Here is a 21,285-nt window from a genome sequence, read left to right as displayed (position 1 = left end):
TGGATATACGAATTAAAATTAAAAGTGACGTTATAAGTACTGGTTTTAATGTTACTATGAATATATATTAAAATTTATATATGTATTTACAAATTTCTTATAAAATATATATAGTAACTGGGAGTATGGTTGTATATTTGGATATTTTATGTAATTCGCATACGGTTATAAAAGAATATGATAAAATATTATTAAAATACTAATGAGATGGCGTGAGGGATAGTAAATATGTCTGAAGAAAAATATTTTTTAAGTTTTATAGAGCATATTAACCAAGTTGCAGCGGTTAATGCGAAAAAAATGGAAGAGTTAATATATGAAGACCCAGCAAGTGCAATTGTGAAGGCTAGGTTATTTGCTGAGGCTATATTGAATGAGGTATTCTCTCAAGAAGATATAAAGGTACCATATATTTCATCACTTTATGATAAAATTTCCTATCTTGCAAAAGAAGGTTATATAACAGCGGAAGTACAGAGGGACTTTGATACAGTTCGTTTTACCGGTAATAAAGCAGCGCATGATGGCTCGTTTAATGATATTAGTGCAGCTTTTAAATTGCATAAAGTCATGCATAATATTGCGGTTTGGTTATATGAAGTATATTCACCTGAACAATTAAAAATACCTGCATATGAGCATCCAAGACCAACACAAAGCAATGAATCAGATATACAAGAAATGGTGAAAGCGCAAGTCATGCAACTAATAGGTACTACTAATAAGGATAATATAAAAAAAGAAGAACCTATTATTGAAGATGTAGCGGAAGAGAGCATCCTTTGTAAAGACCTTCCTGAGGGAGAAAGTTATTTATTGAGAGAGCTAAAAAGGTTACAAGATTCATCACAAGAGGCTATTGAAAACGCAAATGCATTTAGCCAATTTAAAAAATATATGCACGTAGAGAGAAAGATTCAAACTGACCTAGAGCGTATTTTGGTGAAAAATAAGGAACTTAATTCCTCTAGCTTAATTCTCCTTTGTGGTAGTGTTGGAGATGGGAAATCCCATTTATTAGCGTATTTAAAAGAGAATAAACCAGAACTATTAGAAGGGTATCAAATTTTTAATGATGCTACAGAAAGTTTTTCTCCTAACAAAAATGCAATGGAGACTTTAGAAGAAATACTTCAAGATTTCTCCGATCAATCGATTGGGCAATCAAATAAAAAAGTTATTTTAGCAATCAATATGGGAGTTCTTCACAACTTTATAACGTTAAACCATGAAGAATATACATACAAAGCTTTAAATAGATTTGTTGACGGCAGTGGTCTATTTTCTTCAAGCATCACAACTTGTTATAGCGAAGATCATTTTGACCTAATTAGTTTCGGTGATTATCACTCGTATGAACTAACAGAAAAAGGGCCACAATCAACTTTCTTTTTAACTTTATTAAATAAAATATTTAATAAAGAAGAGGGAAATCCTTTTTATTTGGCTTATCAAGAGGATACAAAAAACAATATTCGAACGATGGTTCATGAGAATTATAAATTTATCCAGGAACCTTACGTGCGAAAACAAATTGTTAATTTAATTATTCAAACGTTAGTGAAATATAAATTAGTTATATCTGCTCGTGCATTTTTAAATTTTGTAGCTGACATTATTATTCCAGATAAATTAGAAGTAATTGAAGTTCTCTCAGAATTTGAAGTGTTAGAGCAAGCGGTTCCTAATCTTATGTTTAAACGTAAAGAGCGTTCTCCTATCCTAAAGACTTTACATGAATTAGACCCAGTTCATAGAAGATCCTCACACATCGATCAAATTATTATTGATTTAAGTACTTTAAATGAATGGGATACTATATTAAATCATTGTGTAACATCTGATCAAGGTAGAGGGTGGTTAAATCCTTTTATTAGTGAAGAGAAAGTAGATGGCCCATCATTCATTGGTTTCTCAGAAGCTGTTATTCGAATTACATATTTAACGAATGAAGACTTCTCTCAAAAGATTGAGGATGAGACGTATCATAAATATGTAAACAAATTGTTTGATTTCAATTCGGGTAATAAAAAAGAAATTAAAGTCTTTTATGAAGAAATAAAAGAGGCGTTATTTAAATGGAAGGGAAGTCCGAAAAAAGGATATATTTATCTTAATAAGCCAAGTGATAAGTATAGATTAGCCCAACAACTTAATTTAAAGCCATCAATCGATCATTTGAAATTTAATCAAAATGATGTACTAGACTCGTTTAAATCATCGCTTGTGTTAGCGTATCATGATGGAGATATAAAAAATATTATTGAATTGGATATTGATTATCAACTATACAATTTATTAGTAAAAGTTTGTCAGGGATATTGTCCAAATAAAAAAGATGAAGAAGATGCAATTAAATTTACAGAGTTTGTAGAGAAAATCATGAAATTTGGAGAGAAAGAGAATGAGTTATTGATACATTTTCCTAATGATTCTCGTTTCTATAAATTAAATCGAGATGATTTTGGTGCGTTTGTGTTTGAAAGGGAGTAGTGATTAATGAATACACTATTAAAAATAGATAAATTAGAACAGTTATTGGGGAATAACAAGCATGATGTTGGTAAAGTTGTAGATATTTTACCATTTGTTACAAAAAGAACGAAATCAATACGTGGAAATTTTAATGAAGTTTTAGGTGAGTACGTCCGAAATGTTTGTGGTTTACGCCTAGTTGATAAGAAGAGTAGTGAAGAAGAGGACTTGTTTTCCTCTAGGAACCCTTTTGTAGATCAAATTATGGAAGAAATTGAGTATACGCAGGAAGCGGAATATGATTTAGACCGATTTTTAAATCAATATTTATTTGGTCAAGATAATAAAATTAAACCTATCCATCCATACTTATTTAACTATATGGCTACACCTAAAGAGAAGAAAGATTTACCGAAATATGGGCAATTTATAAAAGATGCGCTAGTTCATGATGAAGTAAGTATTAGTTCTATATTTAAGAATAAGGAAAGTGAAGATATATTAACAGAACTCATATTAAATAAATTAGATATTCCAGCTAAAGATCCGGTCAAACAATATCAACCTTTAATGGGATTTTTAGCGAATTTCTACCAGGAAGACTTGCTATTTTTAAGTCAATATAAAGATTACTTCTTGAAATCTTTCCCATTACTTACGCATTTTTATAGCTTTATGTATGTTTGTCAATTAGTTGTGAAGTTTGAACAATTTGATGAAGCGGATTATACGCATTCTAATCCTTTATATTTCGCTTTAGAATGGGAATCTATTAGTAAGAGAAGAAAAGCTGCGGATGACCTAGAAGGATTTAGAAGAATAAAAGATAAAGCACCAAATTTATTTGTGCATATACACACGATGTCTCAATTAAGTTATAACGAGCTTCAAGATGAAGAAGCGGATGAAAAGCAAAGTTTTCAATTTATGAATTATAGATACTTAAAAGATTTAATAACTGAAAAAGGATTGGATGTTTCAGAGCAATTTTTAACAGATAGTAAACAATGGATTAATAAATATAGTGAGCTTTGGGCAAAGCGAGTAACACCTAAAGATGCACCAGAAGATATATCTGAGGTTTTTAAAACATTGTTTAGTTGTCTAAAAGAGGGAATGAATACAGATGCATGTAAAAAGTTTGGAGAGAACATTGAAGATTTAGGGGCAGATGTTTTTCTGAAAAATCGAGGCAGCATAGGGGCTGTTTTTAATATGAGTCATGAAATGCTGTTACTCTTAACAGCCGTATGTGTAAAAGAAGAGAGAATGCCGTTAAATCGTTTGTTTGAGGAATTTTCAAAAAGGGGAGTAGCTTTTGATCGTCATTCGAAAAAGATGATTATCGAGCTATTTGATTCTCATAATATTCTAGATAAAAAAAGTGATAGTGGTGATGCACAGTATGTCAAACGAATTTTATAATTATATATGTGAGTTGTTATTGGGGGATTTTAAAAATCGTTCAATAAAAGCCGGTGATAGATTTTATTTACAGCTAGATAAAGTAGAGGATGTAGAGAATTTAGTAGAAGCATTCCAAGAGCAGAAAAATGTTAAACAATTTGTATATAAACATGAATTAGGTGAACCGTATAAAACATTTTCAGTTGAAATACAAAATGTTCAACTTGTTATTGCCTATACAAATGAAAATGTTAAACCAGATTTCTTAGTTACTTTACGAAATCAAGTCGGTGAACAAAAAGGTGTATGGAAAGATACAGCTTTATTGAGTATAGTTTCAGAGCAGTTGGATTCAATTCAAGGTGGAAGTAGTGATCTTCAAAAGGATGGAATGCCGTTGCATCCTAATTCTATAGTAAAGGGATTAAGACAAGAAATTGAAAGCAGTATGTTGGATAAAACTGCACAAATTATTCTTATAGAAAACATGGAGATGATTAAGCAAGAACAAGCACACCAACAAGTTACTTTCTTTGAGTTTGAAGAAATCTTTTCTACGCTTGCAAAAGGTACGATCGAAGATAAAGACTATCAAAAATTTGCAGTTTTTAAAGACGAAGAATTAGCTACTTTTAAAGGGAATAAACAAAAAGAACGTTTAAGTGCGAATAGAGAATTATATGAATTTGTTAGGAAAATTCATGACTTTGGTTTAGGCGCAGAAGAATTAGAAAAAAAGTTCACCCCTGAGGGAGCTAGTAAATTAAAACGTGAAGATTGGCAAGAAATTAATTTTGCTGATGTTAATCGATTCCATCAAGATTATTTAGATCTTCATAAAAAGGCATCAATCAATTTAAAAGAGTTGACAGTTAAAGAAGGATTGCACTTTTGGGATAAACCTCAAAAGGAAACCGCAGCAGGAGAAAGAAAAAGACACTTAGTTATATTTAATCCAGAAGGTAAGGAAGAAGTACATTTAAATGTGGCATTTTCAATTCAAGGTGGAAATGTTAAAAGTTTATCCAATAAATACGTAAAAGTACCTCCGAAGTTTAAGAAAAATGTAGAAGTATCGGTAGGGAAAATAAACCTTAGTGCGGTTATAAAAACAGAGAGTAATCAACCTACATTTGTTAGGTTGTCTTATAAGCATGATGATAAATCAACTTTAGGTGTAGAACTATTTATTGTGGTACTACCAATTGACCCATATGTATTAGATGCTTTTAAAACAACATATTTGATAGCTCCTAATAAGTGCCTGATTGAACTTCAGCATGAAGATAATGAGCTTTCATTTGGACAAGGCTATAACAAAAAATCAATGGAAGTCTATGAGGCAAATGCAACTATTGATTGTAGCGTAGATGATGAACTTACTATTCTCCCTCAACCAGAAGCGTATAATGATGAAGAAGAGATGCGAGTTAACATTCGCTTGACGGAGAATGGAACAATCATTCCATTTATATTGAAAAATGAGTTACCGGAATCTACCCCCATTAATGGCGCGCGAATTTGGAAATTAAAGCGTGAGCAGCAAAGAGATTTTGAATGGATAAATAATCGATTGCGTTTTGGAAATAGAGAATTTTATTTAAGCCCGGAATATAAAAACTTATTCGAGTGGGAGTACCAATGGATTGAAAATGGACTTAGATGTGCCGTAGTAGAGTCCGATGCATTGGTCCCTGAAGAGGTGTCCATTAGCGATGAATTAAGAGAAGCTTATAGTAGATTTTTAACTTACTTTAAAATTAAAAAAGGTATACCAAGCTTATGTTATTACAGTGAAGAGTTAGTTAAAAGGGCAGAAGAATATTTGAATGCTTTTATACAAGAGATTAAAAGTTTTGAAGAAGGGCATGAGGCCGGCAAACGTGGACGAGATTTATTTAAGTTAGGGACAGTTATGGGGAATAATGTAATTAAATTTACACCATTCCATCCAGTTATGGTCGCTTTCCAATTAAAATTGAATAATTTACTTTTAAATGAAGAAGTAGATAATAGTATTTTACAGCGATTAAAACCAGATGGGATAGTTCCATATATTTACAATGAGCGAGATCAATTATATAGACCAGATAATCAGAATATAGCATTAGAGTGGATGGACTTTAAACCAGTTAATCAAGTTTCAGTATCGGATGCTAATCAATATTTAGCAAAAGTAATTGAGGATAAAATTCAGCAGTTTGAAGGACACTTTGGTTATTTATTTAGTGAGTACTCTAAGGCACCGTTGCAAATTAATTTAATCAATATTGAAAACGATCATGAAACCTTTAGAGGTATCGTAAATTGGATGCTTGAAAGAATTAGATCAAAAGGGCCTGAAGGTTTAAAAGCTGTTGAAGTTACACTTTATAAAGAAGAAGGCCAGGACAGTGCATTTGATAATTTCTCAAGAATAGAATCGGTAGAGGAGTTTCAAACAAAATTTAATATTAATTTAGGCGCAAAACAGCAGCATGAACCCCAGGATATATTGCGATTTATTCGTGAAAAGCTATTTTATTATAAAAAAGAAATGGGCGAAGAATATAAGTATGCTCATATTTCTTTCTATAAAATGCAAGCGCAAGAGCGATATGCATTACAATCTATGGATGAAATGTTATCAGGTTTAGCAATTGATGGGTTATACACTACAGTACCTTCAATGAAGAGTAATGAAAATTATAAGAGTGGTTTCGGTGTTAAAGCATATGCTGTAGAGGAAGAGAATCTTTTAACACAAACAGCGTATTATTTTAATGAATTATGCGCAAACCTTCATAATGGTGGAAATAATACGTATCGAAAAGGTGAAGCGATTTTCTCTAGAACAACGAGTGCTGATGAAGAAACTCTAGAAGAAATTTTCAAATCTTCTTATTGGGTAACATTTGTAGACCCAAGTTTTGACCTGGAGTTCTTTAATGATTACGAGCAAAATCTAGTTGTTATTCATTATAGTGATCAATATTCATCTTCAAGTAGATATGATGCGATTACTGTAACGGACAAATCGCAACAATATCATTTTGTTATTGAAGAATTTTTAAAGGAAAAACAAGTAGAGAGTAAAAAAGAAAATGTAGAAAGCACTATTAAAGCATTTAATACTTTTAATGGTGAATGGTTACTTCGTGTTATTGGTAGTAAGGGCCATTATTCTAGAGAGAAGTTAAGTATTATTTCTGCTATAAAATTCTCTTTAGCATATTTTGAACATCGCGACATTTTATGGGTGCCAATTTCTCTAGAAGAAGTTTTAAGAGTTGCAGGTGCTGTTAATTTAAAGAAAGCAGATGGCATATTTACAGCTAAAAACTTAGGAGTAAAAGGTGTTCATAGTGATGATTTACTGTTAATAGGTTTGGAACAAGTAGAGAATGATGTAATGATGCATTTTTATCCTGTCGAAGTAAAAATCGGAGCTAATAAAAACGATGTATTAGAAAAGGCGAGAAAACAAGTTAAACATACGAAGAAATTAATCAATGATGCATTAACAACTAATTCTTTTGCTAGCCGTTTCTATCGTAATTTCTTTGCTCAACTTTATATTTCTAATGCTAATAAAATATTGAAAAGTAGATTCTGGGAAGAGAAAAATTATGAATTGAATAATAAAGTGGTTGAAAAACTGTTGAAAGATCAATTTATAATTTCCAACGGAATAGAATCATCTATTGGTGAAGGAGCAATTTTATCCTTCCAGCGAGACGCTTATCATAGAAGTGCCAAACTGGATGAAGGGATTACCTTATTAAGCCTTCCAGAGTTTGATGGATATAGTGGTCTTATACAACCAATGGAAGATATGAAGAATTGGATTCAAGAAACAGAAGGCGATTTTATTAAGGAAGAATTACTTTCTCATAAATATACAGGTGCCTGTAGCAAAATAGAAAGTGCATCATCATTTTGCTCAGAAAAAAATGAATTAGAGGCTGATGTAGAGGTAGAAGCAAAGCCTGAAATTATGGATTTTAATGAGGTTACTAAAGAGAAAATCGATAATACAATAGAAGTTCTTGAAGAGACAAAAGAAAGAGAGCCACAAGGATTAGAAGAATCTCGAATTCTAATTGGGAAGGCAGAGAACTCGAATAGAAAGATTTATTGGGAGTATGGTAATAAAGGATTGGCGAATAGACATTTGTTGATCTCAGGTAAATCCGGACAAGGTAAGACATATTTCATGCAATGCTTATTGTTAGAAAAATCGAAGCAAGGTATCCCAAGTATTGTTATTGACTATACAGAAGGATTTTTACCAAACCAATTAGAAGATGAATTTGTACAAGCAATGGGTACAAAGTTAAAACAAAAGATTGTATATAGTGAGCAGCTTCCAATTAATCCGTTTCAAAAGAATGAAAGGGATATTGGAGGCATTACGCTTCCGGAATCTAATACGGATGTTGCTGAAAGAATTAAGAGTGTATTTGCTGCTGTATATAGCACATTAGGTGTGCAACAATTAAATGCGATTTATGAAGGTACTCTTAATGGATTGGATAAGTATGGAGAAGATATGAGCCTAATAAAGCTTAGAGAATGTTTAGAAGAAGATGGTTCTAGCTATGCTAAGACGGCTTTATCTCAAATAAGACCGCTTATCGATCGTAATCCATTTAGCCATGAAAATACAATAAATTGGAAAGATGTTGTAGATAGTAATGGTGAGATTTTTATTATTCAGTTGACTGGATATCCTCGAGACGTTCAATTAATAATTACAGAATTTGTTTTATGGGATCTTTGGAATTATTCCGTAAGGTTTGGAAATAAAAATAATCCAATGCCTGTCATAATGGATGAAGCACAAAATCTTGATCATACGGAAAAATCACCTTCTGCACGAATTTTACAAGAAGGACGTAAATTTGGATGGTCTGCATGGTATGCAACTCAATTTTTAAAATCTCAATTGGCTACTGATGAATTAGCAAGGCTACAAAATGCTTCACAGAAGGTTTATTTTGCGCCGCCAGAACAAGAGATTTCTACAATTGCTACTAGTCTATCTAACGATTCTTCAGAGAAAAAAGAATGGGAGAATAGACTTTCAACATTGAAAAAAGGTCAATGCATTGTACATGGACCTGTGTTACAAGTAAATGGTGAATTGTCTCAACCAACTGTAACGGTGGTTGATATTATATCTTTATCTGAGAGAATATAAAAAGGAACCACTTTGGTGGTTCCTTTTGCTTTTAGTTTAATACAATAATACGATAATCTTCTAATGAAGATAAATTGTCTACTTCTTGTTTGATGATCTTTAGCCCATATTCTATATACAAAAGTATGCTTTGTGTGATTTCATCTTCATTTAAAGCAACTTGCATTTCGTTAATAATTAAATGTTTAAAGAGTAAAAACTCTTTATCTTTAATAATATTATCTGGGATTGTCCATTTGTTTTTTCCATCTTTAAAGTCATCATTTATTTTTCCTGTAGCGTTAGCAATACCTTTTGCTAACGCAATTTTTATCCCCTGTGGTCGATCAATCTCAAGTACTTCACAGAGTAGGTCAAGGGTTTCTTTACCTGTTCCTGAGAGGTTCATTCTTCTATTTGCCATAATATCACACCTTTATAAAATCAAAATATCCATCGCGGATAACTGTATATTTCTTTGATTGGTCATAATCAAGCATGTATTGCTTATATGAATGCTCTTGCATGAAATTAATATAGTCTTGGGTAATTTCTGTATCTGTAGATAAGATAATTACTTGTTCACTAAGCTCTTTATAGTAATGGTTAATTAAATGATTTCGATGATAACTGTCTAAGCGTCCTAGTGGTGTATCGATTACCATAGGAAGAGCTAAATCAGAGGCTTTTGTTAGGGCCCAAATTAGTGACGAGGAAATCATTTGCATTTCACCAGCAGATCGGTCTTGAATACTAATTTCTTGATTACGATCGTTGTATAATCTAACAGTATACGTTGAAATATCGAATTCAATTTTTCCAAATTCATCTTGTTTACGGAATAATCGACTTAACATTGAAGAAAATTCTTCGCGAATAAAGCTTGCTTTTAACTTTGTCATTTCATGTACATATGAATTCATAGTATGAATCAACTTTTTGACATAAATTAATCGTTTATTTAGAGCATCATAATCTGCACCTTGATCAGAAAGACGGGTTAGCTGGTTTACAACGGCTGCTCTTTGTTCTTTAATTTTATTTAACTTTGCAATAATTGATTTATATTTTAAGTTAAGTTCTCCTAATTTTTTAGTTAGGATATCAATACGTTCATTTTCTGCGCTAATATCAATCGTTTCAGGTGCATTTCTAATTTCAATTTCTAATGCCTCTAATTCAAGATTCAGCTTCTCAATTTTATTTATTAAATCTATAACATAACTATTATTTCTAGCAGGGAGATTTACAAGGTAGTTATAGTCTTTATTTGAAATATCGTGAATATCTATGTGATCTTCGGCTATATCTTTTTCGATATTATTTTCTTTAACCCAAATCTCTCTTCCGATTTCCTTGAGTTGATTTAATTGCTCATTTGAAAGGGGAGGAGTGAATGGTTGGTTTAATAATTCATCCATAAATTTTTCATAAGGCATTAAAGAAGCGTCTTGTATCATTTTCTTTTGACGAATATCATACTCTAATTTTAATCTGGTCTGTAGTACTTTAGTTTTTTCTTTTAGAATGATGTTTATAGCGTTATTGTTGAAATAGTTTTCAAATTGCTCTTTAGCTAGACGTAACTCAGTTGCTAGACCTGATTGTTTTTTTACAATAACCTCTCTTGATTTGGAGTTAGTTGTAATTTTTTCATTACGTTCATTTTTCACTTCATTGATTAGATCGTCGAATTTCTTTCGTTCAGAAGATATAAGTTCTTTTCGTTTTTCTAGATGTTGGATTTGCTCTTCGTATTCTTTTAAATTGGCATCTAAACTTTTTAGTTTATTTTGGTCAACCGCTTTGGCTAAATTCTTCTCTATGCCAGTCTTAATAGAAGAGAGATCAGATAGTAATAATTTATAGGTTTCCATCCCAGTAATTTTGTGAATAGCTTCTTTCATTTCCTCACTATTTTGTCGCAAAATGATGTCTTTAATTTCTTCGCCATCAAAAATGAAAAATGGTGCAGCGTGATATGGAATCATTTTATCCATAAAGCGATTAAATGTATCTATATTATCAATACGTACAGTTTTACCAATCATTGCACCAGGCTTTTTCACAGTTAAATCCCGGTTTTCACTAATTAACCTTTTGTTGTGATCAAAGCCCCATTTAACTTTAAGAGTCCATTCTTCATTTTTATCCGTTTCAATAGCAAGAGTTACAGAACAATCTCTCCCACCTTCGTCAAAGAAGGTATTGTTAATAACATTAGAAAATACACGTTTATGCTCAGCAGGTGAGAATCCTCTTTTTCCGAATAAAACATATAAAATTGCTTTTAAAATTGTAGTCTTTCCAGCTCCATTTAGGCCGCCTAACAAGATAATATTTTTTTCGCCTTCTTCACGTACCTCTTTTGGGATATAGAAGTCAACTTCTTGATGCCCATAATACGTTTTATAATTATCAAAAATAAGTTTTTTAAATAACATTATGTAGTCACCTTTACTTTATTTTGCATAAAAATCAATTAAATCTAGGTAATCTTTTTTTCTATGATTTTCACTCGTGTTTTCATATGAAAATTTTTCAGCAGAACGTAATAAGTCATATGCTAGTTTTGTTGATAGTTCATTTTCTTTACAAATTTTTGCTAGTAATTCTAGCTCTTGTTCTTTTAATTTATTCATTTTTACCACCTTTAATATGAGCATGAAGTATAGGGATATCTTATATATAATATTACCATATTTTAATGGGTGTTTAAAAATAGAGAAATTTGTGATTTTAAGTAGGGAGGAGCTATTAACGTAGATATAAAATTACTAGATTAGTAGTTAGCAAGGAAATAAAGAAAACAGAAAGGGATATGCCTTTCTGTTTTCTTTATAGATTATTAAAAACATCCAACTCTTCTAAACTAGTAGTAGAAGAAAGTGAGAACCTAATAGTAGAACGTAAATCATCCATAGATAATCCGATAGCTTGTAATACATGACTTGGTTTACTTGAGCTACAAGCCGATCCAGTAGACACGGCAGCTACTGGAGAAAGAGTTCTCACAAGAGTTTCGTTGTTTACACCTTTAAATATAACACTTAATATTCCAGGTATTTTATCTTGAATATCATTGTTAAACTCAATATGATTTTGAAATTTGGTTTTTAGAATATCAGCTAATTTGTTCTCTAGTTGCTCTAATTTATAAATGTTTTGTTCCAAATTAAGATATGCGATTTCTGCAGCTTTTCCCATTCCAACAATATTATGGACGGGTAGTGTGCCACTGCGTATATCACGTTCTTGTCCGCCACCGTGAAGTAGAGGAGTAATTTGGATTGGTAATCCTAAATTATCTTTACCTATTATGGTTACCCCAATACCTTTTGGACCATGAAACTTATGAGAAGAGCAGGATAAAAAGTTTATACCTTCTATATCTGAAAGAGAGAATTGTATTTTTCCAACTACTTGTGTAGCATCTGTATGGAAGAATACTTCATTCTCTTTGCAGATTTTTGCGATCTCGTTGATTTGGTTTAGAGAACCAAGTTCGTTGTTGCCCCACATAATTGAAACGAGAAGAGTTTTTTCTTGTTGAATAGCTTTAGTTAGTTCTTCCAAATTGATTCTGCCATATTGATCTACATCAAGATATGTGACCGTATAGCCATTTGCTTCTAAAAATTTACAAGTTTCTATGATAGAAGGATGTTCTACTTTAGAAGTAATAATGTGATTGCCTTTATCTTTATGATAATGAGCGATGCCTTTCAAAATAAAGTTGTTACTTTCTGTAGCACCACTAGTAAAGATTACTTCATCAGTTTTACAGCCTAATAATTGAGCTACATGTTTTCTTGCTGTTTCAACAGCGTCTTTAGCATTTTGGGCTAATCCGTAATATTTACTTGAAGGATTTCCGAATTCTTCAAGTAAATATGGCAACATTACTTCTTTAACTTCAGGTAATAATTGTGTTGTTGCACTATTATCAAGATAAAGCATAGAGATCACTCCTTACCGTATTTTAGCAAGTTCATTGTGAATTTCTCGTTGTTTCCAGCATGTTTATATTCGCTGTCTAATAAGTTAATTCCGCGTTCTAAGTGAGCGTTGAATAGGGTAGGAAAGTATTCATTATCAGATACTTCACGTCCCGCATGCTGAGTGATTAAGCATTTATAAATAAAATCATATTCTCCAGTTAATGTGTGGCGATTGATTTCTAATCCACCGGCTTCTTTATCTGTTAAAACCTCAGGAAAAGTTGGATCAGTTAAAGATAATCCAACTGCTAAACGAGCTAAAATATTTGGTGTTAAATTAGTAGGAGCTTGTAATTCTTTTAGTTTATCTGATACTCTTTTAGAAATCTTTAAACGGTAGTTCATTTTGCTTGCTCCTTATTAAAGTTGAAATATTGATCTGTAACATTCACTTTTCGTAGTTCTGTATCAAATTCTAATAAGTATCCATGGGATACAAAGTTTTTCAGTAAATTATAGTGTTTTTCATCAACTTCAGAGTTAGTTGACAAGATTAAGACTTGCTCACCACATGCAGGGATGAAATCTACTAAAATATTATGTTTATGTGTTTGATCAAGGCGACCTAAAAGTGTATCGAATATGAATGGAACACGACGACCAGAACATTTGAACATTGCCCAAATTAATGATAGTAAGAGAATTTCTTTCTCACCTGCTGATAATGTTTCTTTTGCTACATGGTCACGATTATTATCATATAAAGTTACTTCAAACGTGCTAGAATCAATGCGTAAAGAAGAAATATATTGGTGTTTACGCATTAATTTATTCAACATTTTTGTAGCTTCGATTTGTACTTGTTGTAATTTCTTTTGATGTTGTAACATTTGAAACTCTGTACTTAATTTCATAATGCTTTGGGCAATTAAGAATGTATTTCTCGTTTTGTTACTTTGTTGTACAATATTCTGTTTTGAGTCGATTGTATTTTTTAATGCTTCTAAAGTCTCTTGTCTAGTTTCTAAAATACTTAAGTTTTCTTCTACTTCTTTTTCTAACTTAAAGATTTTTTCTTGTGTTTGAGTCATAGTTTCTAACATTTGTGCAAACTCATTTGTAGAATCATTAGTAGAAATTTTCTTTCTTAGTTCTTGTGCTTGAAGTAAGTTTTCTCTATTTTCTTGAAGTAATTGCATATATGTGTCATGAGATTCTCTTTCAACTTGTTGTGCCACTACTTCGAATTGTGTGCGTTGTGTTGGTGAAACTCTATGGATATACTCAACATCTGTATCATTAGGCTTAATAATATTGAAAATTTGTTTTCTCAATTCAGCTGCTAAATCATTAGGAGCTGAGACTCCAGGTAAACTTTTAGCTAATTCAAGAGCGCGTTCTTCAGTTAACTCTGAAGTTAATTGGTTTGCTAATGATAGTTTTTCTTCATTTTGTAATTGATTTTTAGTAGATAGTAATAAGTTTTTGTTTAGATAGAAAGGTAAAAGCGTTTGAATAAATTCTCGAACTTTTTCAGAATTAGCTTTTCGATGTGCTTCAATTTCTAATACTTGTCTATTTAATGTTTCACGTTCTTCTTTAATTAAACCACCATGTGTTTCAAAATCCTTTTTCAATAAAGAATAAGATTCTTTTGATTCTTCTATTTGCTGCTGCGCTGTTTTAATTGTGTCTTCAAGATCTTCAATTTTTAAAGACTGTTCTTTCTCTTGACGCTGAAGGGTAAGGATTTCGCTTTCTATAGAAGAAAGATGTTCTTGATCAATTTCTTGTTGTAAATAGTTGGTCAAATCACCTTCTAAATTTCGGAATAAATCTAAGTTGAATATAACAGTAGATAATTCTTTTAAATAAGAGGATAATTTATTTTCATTTATTATTTTTGAAATTTCTTCGCCATCAAATAAGCATAGATCAAATAATTTAGGCGGGAAATTCTCTCGTAGTCTTGATTCGAAAATATCTTTTTCAGCATCATTTAAATAATGACCATCTTTTTTTACAGTGAATTTTTCTTTTATAGCGCTGTTTAAAATGTTCCAAGATCTTTTGAATGTATAAACATGGCGTTTGTAATTTTCTACTTCACTAAAGGTAATTGTAATACTAAAAGGATTTGTCTCATCTTTACGAGCAGAAGCATTTAAATACCCATGGACGCGCTTATAGTAATCATTATTCTCTGTCTTATATCCATAGCCGAAACAACCAAATAATCCTAGTTTTATGGAATTTAAAAATGTTGTTTTCCCAGCACCATTTTCTCCGCCTATTAAAATTACTTTCTTTTTTGGGGAGGAGATAGACAGATCGAAGGTATTTCTTTCCGTATAAGCTCCTATGTTTTCTAATTCTAGTTGTTCAATTAACATAAATTTAACCTCACCCTACAAATGTAAGTAGTCTTGCTTTAGTACTTTTTCAATTTCGTTCATTAATCCACGACGAACTTTATAACCTGAAAAATCTTTTTCAAGTGATATAAGTTTTTTTAATGCTTTAAAGTCTACGTTGTGTTTGCTACATAATGATTCTAAATCTGTAATTTGTTCATTATCAAATAATGGACGATCATCATACTCCCAGTTTAGGTCATATCCCATTACCTCTTTAAAAATGCTAGGTAAAGCATCTTCCCAATCGCCATTTTCTAACCAGTAACGACGAATAACACGTAATTCTTCTTCTTTAATTAATTCAAAATCCTCTTCTTCAGGATGTTGTAAATCTCTTTGGACAATAAGAAGTCTGCGTAAAATCTCTTTTCGCGCGTTCAGTGTAAAGGGACCTAAACCAAGTTGTCCGATTTGATTATTATCAAGCTTTACTAAAATTTTTGGATCCTCAGGAGAACTTAAATCAATATTGTTTAATGCTAAATAAGACTTTAGTTCATCCCTTTCTAAAATTGTAAATTCTTCTAATTTAATCATTTGTTTTGGACGACTAGATTTTTTTGGAATGATTACATATTCAATATCATCTTTTACTTCAGTTTTTAGCGGGTTAAAGTAAATTTGACCACCTTTACGGTATTTCATACGAAATGTTCTATCATCCCGAATCCCAGCTAACCAATTTCTGAATTCTAATAAAGGTTTCATCCAATCTGATCCACTAAGAATGAAGCCGTTTAATGCTTTATCTTCATTTACTACTGTACATACCCAACAACCGAAGCGACTGTTTCCACATGAACCAGCACTTTCTTTAATGGTTTTATCTACAACAAGAGGGCATTCACCAATACTTGAATCTTGATAAAGCTTATTTAATTCATGGTTATCGTTGCCCCATGGAGATGGATTTTCCAGTAAGTAGTCCCAAACGTTATTTAAACTAAACTGTCTAATCGGTGCAAAAACATATGCATTTGTTAACGTGGAATGGCGCATTAAATCTTTACCTTCAACGGTATGGGATTTAAGAACGTTATCACGAGTAGCACTTTCATTCTCACGAACACCAAGGACCATGATTACTTCACCGAACGTAGAAACTTTGTCCATTACAAACGCATTTGCTGGTTCAATTTTTAAGCGATCTGTACACCAGCGAAATTGTTGGTTTGGTGATGGATAGCCTTTTCCGATAATATTAGCCCAAAAAGATTGTTCGTATTTTGGTTTTACTTTATGCGTTTCAATAGGAAGATCACGTTTTAAAGCTTCTTCTTGGATTCGATGTAAAGTAACATTGATAGATTGAATAATTAGCGGTGTTTCTACAAGTGTATCTGATGAGATTACATATACTTTCTTGTGTAATTGCTCTGTAGGTAATTCACTTAAAGCTTCAAAAACAAGCTGAACGACAACTGTGGAATCTTTTCCACCACTATAACCAACGACCCAAGGGCGGTCGTCAGCACGATAAACTTTTTTTATATGCTCCTTTGCTTCAGAGACAAAGTCATTTTTATTATTTATTAAATCAGTAATGAGATTATTTAACATTATCATGCTCCTAACTGGAATTTCTCTTCTATCTTTTGTTCTCCTTCTGTCAAAGGAAGACCTAATTTTTCTTTTAGTTTGTTTGCGGTTAAAGTGACTGTTTCTTTTGTCTTTTGTATGCGACCATTTGTATTGAAAGCTCGTCCTAACCAATCGGAAGAATTAGAACGACTGTAGTCGATGTCTGCTAAAAGAGAAATGTATTTTTTCCAATCTTTTGGATGATTTTCAAAAATATATTTTCCTACTAAACCAACAGATTCAATGAATACTCCATGCCCGACAATATAATGCATTCGAAGTTCACGAGGGTTTAGTTCTTTTTTGTAAACTAAATTCCATTCGACTATTGTATCACAAAGAATGTTCCAAAATTCTTTTAAGAATTGTTCTTCTTTTTCTGTAATTAAGTCACCCTTTGTCTTTCCTAGTAATCGAAGGTTTGTATTAAATATGTGATTTAAAGCGAGAATCTTCGGTGAGTTTTTAGATAAATTGACTTTTTCTTTGTCGGTATATCGAGATAGTAATTCATTTTCCTCGACAATTTCTTTTGTAACTAATGCTAACTTATCCCTATGATCATATAAAATACCGATAGATGAAGTTGTATTAACTGCATGGCGGTTAAGATCTGAGAAAATTTGTTGGGAATTTCTTAAACCTTGATCATGATAGAACACAACCGAAATCGTTTCATGTCCTAATTCTGGTGAGAGCTTTATCGCCTCTTCGATAGCTGCTCTTCGGTGTTGTCCATCATTAATCAGGAACTTAGAATCCAGTGAGATACGAAGTTGTCCTAAATCTTGAAACGACTGATCAGAACTAAATGGCTGGAATTCGATATCACCATCTATAGATGCTGTTAGCGATGAAAAAACATAATCATTTTGATTTTCAATGATATAATTTGTGATTTCTGGGATTCTAATTTTATTTAATATCCTTTGAGCTCGATGTTCAGCTGGGATTTCTTCCTCGTCAAATAGAAAAATTTTAGGGATTAAGCGTAAAGGGCACATTACAACAAAGTACTCTTTACCACCTTGTTTTCCACGTAAAGCGGGGAAGTTATAGCTAAAACCATAATCCATTCATTACATCTCCATTCTTTACGTACGTAATTTATACTTTTTATTATAAAATAGATACAAGTGTTCGGCAAGAATAGTAACTCGATTATATAAAATTTAATATTTTCCATTAATGGTGCTTGAATCTCCCCCAACGTCACCCCCTAACCTAAAGAAGACAAATCAAAAAGGGGGGACCAAACCACTCATGAAAACCACCACAAAAGAAAAAAGAAACACCATCATCATGCTATTACTTTCAGCCGCAATAGGAATCTTTTCACCATTACTCATGTACATCACGCTGGCACGTAAAAATGAGGTGTACAAATACCATTGCCGAAAGGCGTTCAACTTTCATTTGTTAATTTTTCTTCTATTTAATATCAGTTCGCGTATTAGTGATGTTTTGTTTTGGATCGTATTTGTTTTTGAGGTCGTTCAAGTGATCATTGTTGCGTGGAAAGTAATACGCGATGAACCATATCGCTATTTCATTCGAATACCGTTATTTAAAGAAGATAAGTATGCGGTGGAAGGAGAATAGGTGATGAAAGAAGAAGTGGAGATAAGGGGAAAGCGAATTTTTATTATGATTGCAGTGTTGTTTATTGCTATTTATATTGTTTTACGAAAAAGAAAGTATGAGTACTTTTATGATGGTATTAGCGAGTATGAAAATCGGTATAGAGGGAATGTTCCTTTTTTATTACTTGTTGTAGGTTTGCTTCACTATTGTCAGCAGAATGAGATGAGTTTTTCTCATATGATTCAGTATGTGAAAGAGAAGTTATCGGAGTAGGTGATGGTATGGCGTGGATGATTAGTGAGTTTGCAAGTGTTGGGGATGTTACGGTGCGGACGCTTCGTTATTATGACAAGATTAACTTATTAAAGCCGAGCGATTATACTGAAGGTGGGCATCGGTTATATACGAAAGATGATTTGTATGTGCTACAGCAAATTCAATCGTTTAAGCATCTCGGTTTTTCGCTTGGGGAAATTCAAAATATTATATTACAGCGTGATATAGAGACTAAAGATTTTTTAAGACAGATGCATTTTCAAAGGGAATTGCTTTTGGCGGAGCAAGAAAGAATTACGAAGGTACTTTCGCATATGGATGAGATGACGAAGAAGTTTCAAAAGGAAGAACGAGTGGATGTCGCCTTGTTTTCTTCGTTTTTGCAAACTTTTATATGGGAGAAAGAAAATAAGGAATGGTTAGAGGAACATTTTTCAAATGAGTGTGTTCAAGCGTTTTATAGTAATAAGGAATTAAAAGAAAAGTTTGATCGGCGATTTATGGATGTGATAGGGAAGTTGAAAAAGTATAAGGTAGAAGAGAAAGATCCGGGTCATCAAGACGTTCAAGTTACCTTGAAGGAATTTTTCAATGTAATAGAAGAAGTAAAGAATTATCTTGATACACCCCAAAGCGATATAGAGGATATAATCCAAAAATCAAACCTCCCACTATCCGAATTCCCAACTCTCTTCACAACCGAAGAAGAGAACTATATAAAAGAAGCAATCCAGCAGTTTAACACCTAGTTAAACTGCTTTTCCATTATAATAGAAGAAAAACCAAACGGAGGAAAATCCCATGCCAACCTACAACAAACTAATCCGAAATAAAATCCCGCAAATCATAAAAGCTAACGGAAAAACACCCACAACAAGAATCCTATCCCAAGACGAATACATAAAAGAAATCTGCAACAAAACAGAAGAGGAACTAATCGAATATCTAGAAGCAGATACAAAAGAACATAAACTCGAAGAACTATCCGACCTACTAGAACTACTAAACGCCCTAGCCGAACACGAAGGCACAACACTAGAAGAAATCAACCGCATCCGTAAAAAGAAAGCAGAAGAACGAGGCGGCTTCTCAGATCGAATCTTCCTAATCGAAGTAACCGATAACTAGCCCCTCCTAAGCCCCTTACAAGCCCCTACCAAGTAATAAATCACTAAGAAAAAACATAACAAAACAAAAACACCAACAAACACCGTAGTAGGAGTCGAAAAAATTTTTGAAATAACACGCCAAAAACCCAGCCCTCCTTCCTATATATAGTACAAAGAGGAAATTTTCATTTTTGAATTAGGACGGGAGGAATTAGGATGGCGGTGTATCGTACTGTGCAGGTGAATTTTTGGCAGGATGATTTTGTTTTGGATTTGACGCCGGAGGAGCGGTATTTTTATGTGTACTTATTAACTTGTTCGAAGACGACGCAATGCGGGATTTTTCCTTTTCCGAAGCGGTTAGCTGAGATGGAGACGGGTTATAATCGGGAGACTGTTGATAAGCTTGTGCAACGCTTTGTTGATTATGGAAAGATTCTTTATGATGCGGATACGCGGGAGTTATTCGTTTTGAATTGGCTTCGTTATAATCCGGTGACGAATACGAATGTGGAGAAGTGTGTGCTTCGTGAGCTGAAGGGTGTGAAGAATAAGGAGTTTGTACATATGTTTCTTCAGAAGTGCGTAGAGGAGGAGCTGAATGTTCCGATGCTGTTAGCGCATTTCGGTATGCCTGGTGATTTGGCTATGGATGATGTAGAGCCGGCTTGTGAGGAGGCAGAGGAAGAAGAGGAAGAAGAGGTTGTTCAGGAAGAGACGGGAAGTAAGGTGTTCACGTTTTATGAGCAACATTTTGGTAGTTTGTCTCCTTTTACGGTGGAGGAATTGAATGCATGGATGAATGATTTGTCAGAGGAGTTGGTGCTGAAGGCTCTTCAAATTTCGTATGAGAATAAAAATCGGAAGATGGCTTATGTGAAGGGGATTTTGCGTGGTTGGTACGGGAAAGGGTTTACGAAAGTGTGTGAGGTTGAGGCGGATGCTGCGAATTTCCGGAAGAAGGGGTCGTCTGTTAGTACGGGGGAGACGGAGGAGTTTTTGGCGAGGTGTGAGGAGTGGGAGAAGAATACGCCGTCTGAGGAAGAGTTGCAGCGCTTTTTAGCGGAGCGCGGGTGGCGTCCATGAGTATTCAAAATGTGGAGGCGGAAAAGACGGTGTTAGGCTCTCTATTACTTGATGGAGAGCTTATTAAGGAGTGCCGTTTGACGGAGCAGTATTTTTCTATGCCGGTGCATAAGTCTATATTTCAGTTAATGCGAAAGATGGAAGATGAGGGGCAACCGATTGATCTTGTGACGTTCACTTCTAGAGTGGATCCGAAGTTTTTGAAGGGGATCGGGGGAATGGAGTATTTTATAGGGTTAATGGATGGT

Annotated in this window: 17 protein-coding genes; 9 read left to right on the top strand and 8 right to left on the bottom strand. The window is 33.0% G+C overall.

The features are described 5' to 3' along the window. Window positions 1-228 precede the first annotated feature (228 nt). From dptF to dptH, 3 genes are read left to right on the top strand one after another with little or no spacing between them, the layout of a single operon-like run. Entirely contained in the window at window positions 229-2,493 is a 2,265-nt protein-coding gene (dptF, locus tag BAQ46_RS00635) for a DNA phosphorothioation-dependent restriction protein DptF (protein ID WP_071741475.1), read from the top strand. Window positions 2,494-2,499: 6 nt separating this feature from the next. Beyond that, window positions 2,500-3,900, top strand: a complete 1,401-nt coding sequence (dptG, locus tag BAQ46_RS00630) for a DNA phosphorothioation-dependent restriction protein DptG (protein WP_071741474.1) — start codon at window positions 2,500-2,502, stop codon at window positions 3,898-3,900. Beyond that, a complete protein-coding gene (dptH, locus tag BAQ46_RS00625) occupies window positions 3,881-9,064 on the top strand; it encodes a DNA phosphorothioation-dependent restriction protein DptH (protein WP_071741473.1) in 5,184 nt (1,727 codons plus the stop codon). The genes dptG and dptH overlap by 20 nt, the downstream gene beginning before the upstream one ends. A gap of 31 nt (window positions 9,065-9,095) precedes the next feature. Here the strand turns inward: dptH and BAQ46_RS00620 are convergent, their stop codons facing one another. The 8 genes from BAQ46_RS00620 to dndB all read right to left on the bottom strand — a co-directional run bounded on the left by BAQ46_RS00620 (window position 9,096) and on the right by dndB (window position 18,058). After that, entirely contained in the window at window positions 9,096-9,467 is a 372-nt protein-coding gene (locus BAQ46_RS00620; RefSeq protein ID WP_000013616.1) for a hypothetical protein, read from the bottom strand. A 4-nt stretch (window positions 9,468-9,471) separates the two neighbouring features. Next, window positions 9,472-11,487: a DNA sulfur modification protein DndD gene (gene dndD / locus BAQ46_RS00615; protein ID WP_000897701.1), complete on the bottom strand. Its 2,016-nt coding sequence runs from the start codon at window positions 11,485-11,487 to the stop codon at window positions 9,472-9,474. An 18-nt stretch (window positions 11,488-11,505) separates the two neighbouring features. Continuing rightward, window positions 11,506-11,685 carry a DNA modification system-associated small protein gene (locus tag BAQ46_RS00610; RefSeq protein WP_001037504.1) on the bottom strand — a complete coding sequence of 60 codons (180 nt, stop codon included), beginning with the start codon at window positions 11,683-11,685 and terminating at the stop codon, window positions 11,506-11,508. A 196-nt stretch (window positions 11,686-11,881) separates the two neighbouring features. Beyond that, window positions 11,882-13,003 carry a cysteine desulfurase DndA gene (gene dndA, locus BAQ46_RS00605; RefSeq protein WP_071741472.1) on the bottom strand — a complete coding sequence of 374 codons (1,122 nt, stop codon included), beginning with the start codon at window positions 13,001-13,003 and terminating at the stop codon, window positions 11,882-11,884. 5 nt (window positions 13,004-13,008) lie between these two features. Continuing rightward, a complete protein-coding gene (dndE, locus tag BAQ46_RS00600) occupies window positions 13,009-13,389 on the bottom strand; it encodes a DNA sulfur modification protein DndE (RefSeq protein ID WP_001109533.1) in 381 nt (126 codons plus the stop codon). Further along, complete coding sequence (dndD, locus tag BAQ46_RS00595; protein WP_071741471.1) at window positions 13,386-15,377, bottom strand: DNA sulfur modification protein DndD; 1,992 nt, start codon at window positions 15,375-15,377, stop codon at window positions 13,386-13,388. Before dndD (BAQ46_RS00595) ends, dndE begins: the two co-directional genes overlap by 4 nt. A gap of 15 nt (window positions 15,378-15,392) precedes the next feature. After that, window positions 15,393-16,961, bottom strand: a complete 1,569-nt coding sequence (gene dndC, locus BAQ46_RS00590; RefSeq protein WP_071741470.1) for a DNA phosphorothioation system sulfurtransferase DndC — start codon at window positions 16,959-16,961, stop codon at window positions 15,393-15,395. A gap of 2 nt (window positions 16,962-16,963) precedes the next feature. Beyond that, complete coding sequence (dndB, locus tag BAQ46_RS00585; protein ID WP_071741469.1) at window positions 16,964-18,058, bottom strand: DNA sulfur modification protein DndB; 1,095 nt, start codon at window positions 18,056-18,058, stop codon at window positions 16,964-16,966. Between the two features lie 187 nt (window positions 18,059-18,245). Between dndB and BAQ46_RS00580 the strand changes: the two genes are divergently transcribed. The 6 genes from BAQ46_RS00580 to BAQ46_RS00555 all read left to right on the top strand — a co-directional run. Beyond that, window positions 18,246-18,584 (top strand): DUF4870 domain-containing protein, encoded by a 339-nt coding sequence (locus tag BAQ46_RS00580; protein ID WP_071741468.1) that lies wholly within the window; start codon window positions 18,246-18,248, stop codon window positions 18,582-18,584. Window positions 18,585-18,587: 3 nt separating this feature from the next. Then, window positions 18,588-18,839, top strand: coding sequence for a hypothetical protein (locus BAQ46_RS00575; protein ID WP_071741467.1), 252 nt, complete (start codon window positions 18,588-18,590; stop codon window positions 18,837-18,839). 8 nt (window positions 18,840-18,847) lie between these two features. Further along, entirely contained in the window at window positions 18,848-19,591 is a 744-nt protein-coding gene (locus BAQ46_RS00570; protein WP_071741466.1) for a MerR family transcriptional regulator, read from the top strand. Window positions 19,592-19,643: 52 nt separating this feature from the next. Beyond that, window positions 19,644-19,970, top strand: a complete 327-nt coding sequence (locus BAQ46_RS00565) for a nucleoside triphosphate pyrophosphohydrolase (protein ID WP_071741465.1) — start codon at window positions 19,644-19,646, stop codon at window positions 19,968-19,970. 197 nt (window positions 19,971-20,167) lie between these two features. Beyond that, complete coding sequence (locus BAQ46_RS00560) at window positions 20,168-21,037, top strand: DnaD domain-containing protein (protein ID WP_071741464.1); 870 nt, start codon at window positions 20,168-20,170, stop codon at window positions 21,035-21,037. Further along, window positions 21,034-21,285, top strand: a 252-nt coding sequence (locus BAQ46_RS00555) for a DnaB-like helicase N-terminal domain-containing protein (protein WP_282957093.1), incomplete at its 3' end; no start/stop codon positions are given. The genes BAQ46_RS00560 and BAQ46_RS00555, both read left to right, overlap by 4 nt.

This window comes from Bacillus paranthracis, assembly GCF_001883995.1.
Taxonomy (GTDB): Bacteria; Bacillota; Bacilli; order Bacillales; family Bacillaceae_G; genus Bacillus_A; species Bacillus_A paranthracis.
This window is presented reverse-complemented; position numbering and strand designations above follow the sequence as displayed.

What these genes read in the sequence shown, in the direction of transcription:
- dptH (WP_071741473.1), top strand. Translation starts at nt 3,881, where the DNA reads ATGTCAAACGAATTTTATAATTATATATGTGAGTTGTTATTGGGGGAT.
- dndE (WP_001109533.1), bottom strand. Translation starts at nt 13,389, where the DNA reads ATGAACTACCGTTTAAAGATTTCTAAAAGAGTATCAGATAAACTAAAA.
- BAQ46_RS00620 (WP_000013616.1), bottom strand. Translation starts at nt 9,467, where the DNA reads ATGGCAAATAGAAGAATGAACCTCTCAGGAACAGGTAAAGAAACCCTT.
- BAQ46_RS00560 (WP_071741464.1), top strand. Translation starts at nt 20,168, where the DNA reads ATGGCGGTGTATCGTACTGTGCAGGTGAATTTTTGGCAGGATGATTTT.
- dndB (WP_071741469.1), bottom strand. Translation starts at nt 18,058, where the DNA reads ATGGATTATGGTTTTAGCTATAACTTCCCCGCTTTACGTGGAAAACAA.
- dptG (WP_071741474.1), top strand. Translation starts at nt 2,500, where the DNA reads ATGAATACACTATTAAAAATAGATAAATTAGAACAGTTATTGGGGAAT.
- BAQ46_RS00565 (WP_071741465.1), top strand. Translation starts at nt 19,644, where the DNA reads ATGCCAACCTACAACAAACTAATCCGAAATAAAATCCCGCAAATCATA.
- dndC (WP_071741470.1), bottom strand. Translation starts at nt 16,961, where the DNA reads ATGTTAAATAATCTCATTACTGATTTAATAAATAATAAAAATGACTTT.
- BAQ46_RS00610 (WP_001037504.1), bottom strand. Translation starts at nt 11,685, where the DNA reads ATGAATAAATTAAAAGAACAAGAGCTAGAATTACTAGCAAAAATTTGT.
- dndA (WP_071741472.1), bottom strand. Translation starts at nt 13,003, where the DNA reads ATGCTTTATCTTGATAATAGTGCAACAACACAATTATTACCTGAAGTT.
- dptF (WP_071741475.1), top strand. Translation starts at nt 229, where the DNA reads ATGTCTGAAGAAAAATATTTTTTAAGTTTTATAGAGCATATTAACCAA.
- BAQ46_RS00570 (WP_071741466.1), top strand. Translation starts at nt 18,848, where the DNA reads ATGGCGTGGATGATTAGTGAGTTTGCAAGTGTTGGGGATGTTACGGTG.
- BAQ46_RS00580 (WP_071741468.1), top strand. Translation starts at nt 18,246, where the DNA reads ATGAAAACCACCACAAAAGAAAAAAGAAACACCATCATCATGCTATTA.
- BAQ46_RS00575 (WP_071741467.1), top strand. Translation starts at nt 18,588, where the DNA reads ATGAAAGAAGAAGTGGAGATAAGGGGAAAGCGAATTTTTATTATGATT.
- dndD (WP_071741471.1), bottom strand. Translation starts at nt 15,377, where the DNA reads ATGTTAATTGAACAACTAGAATTAGAAAACATAGGAGCTTATACGGAA.
- dndD (WP_000897701.1), bottom strand. Translation starts at nt 11,487, where the DNA reads ATGTTATTTAAAAAACTTATTTTTGATAATTATAAAACGTATTATGGG.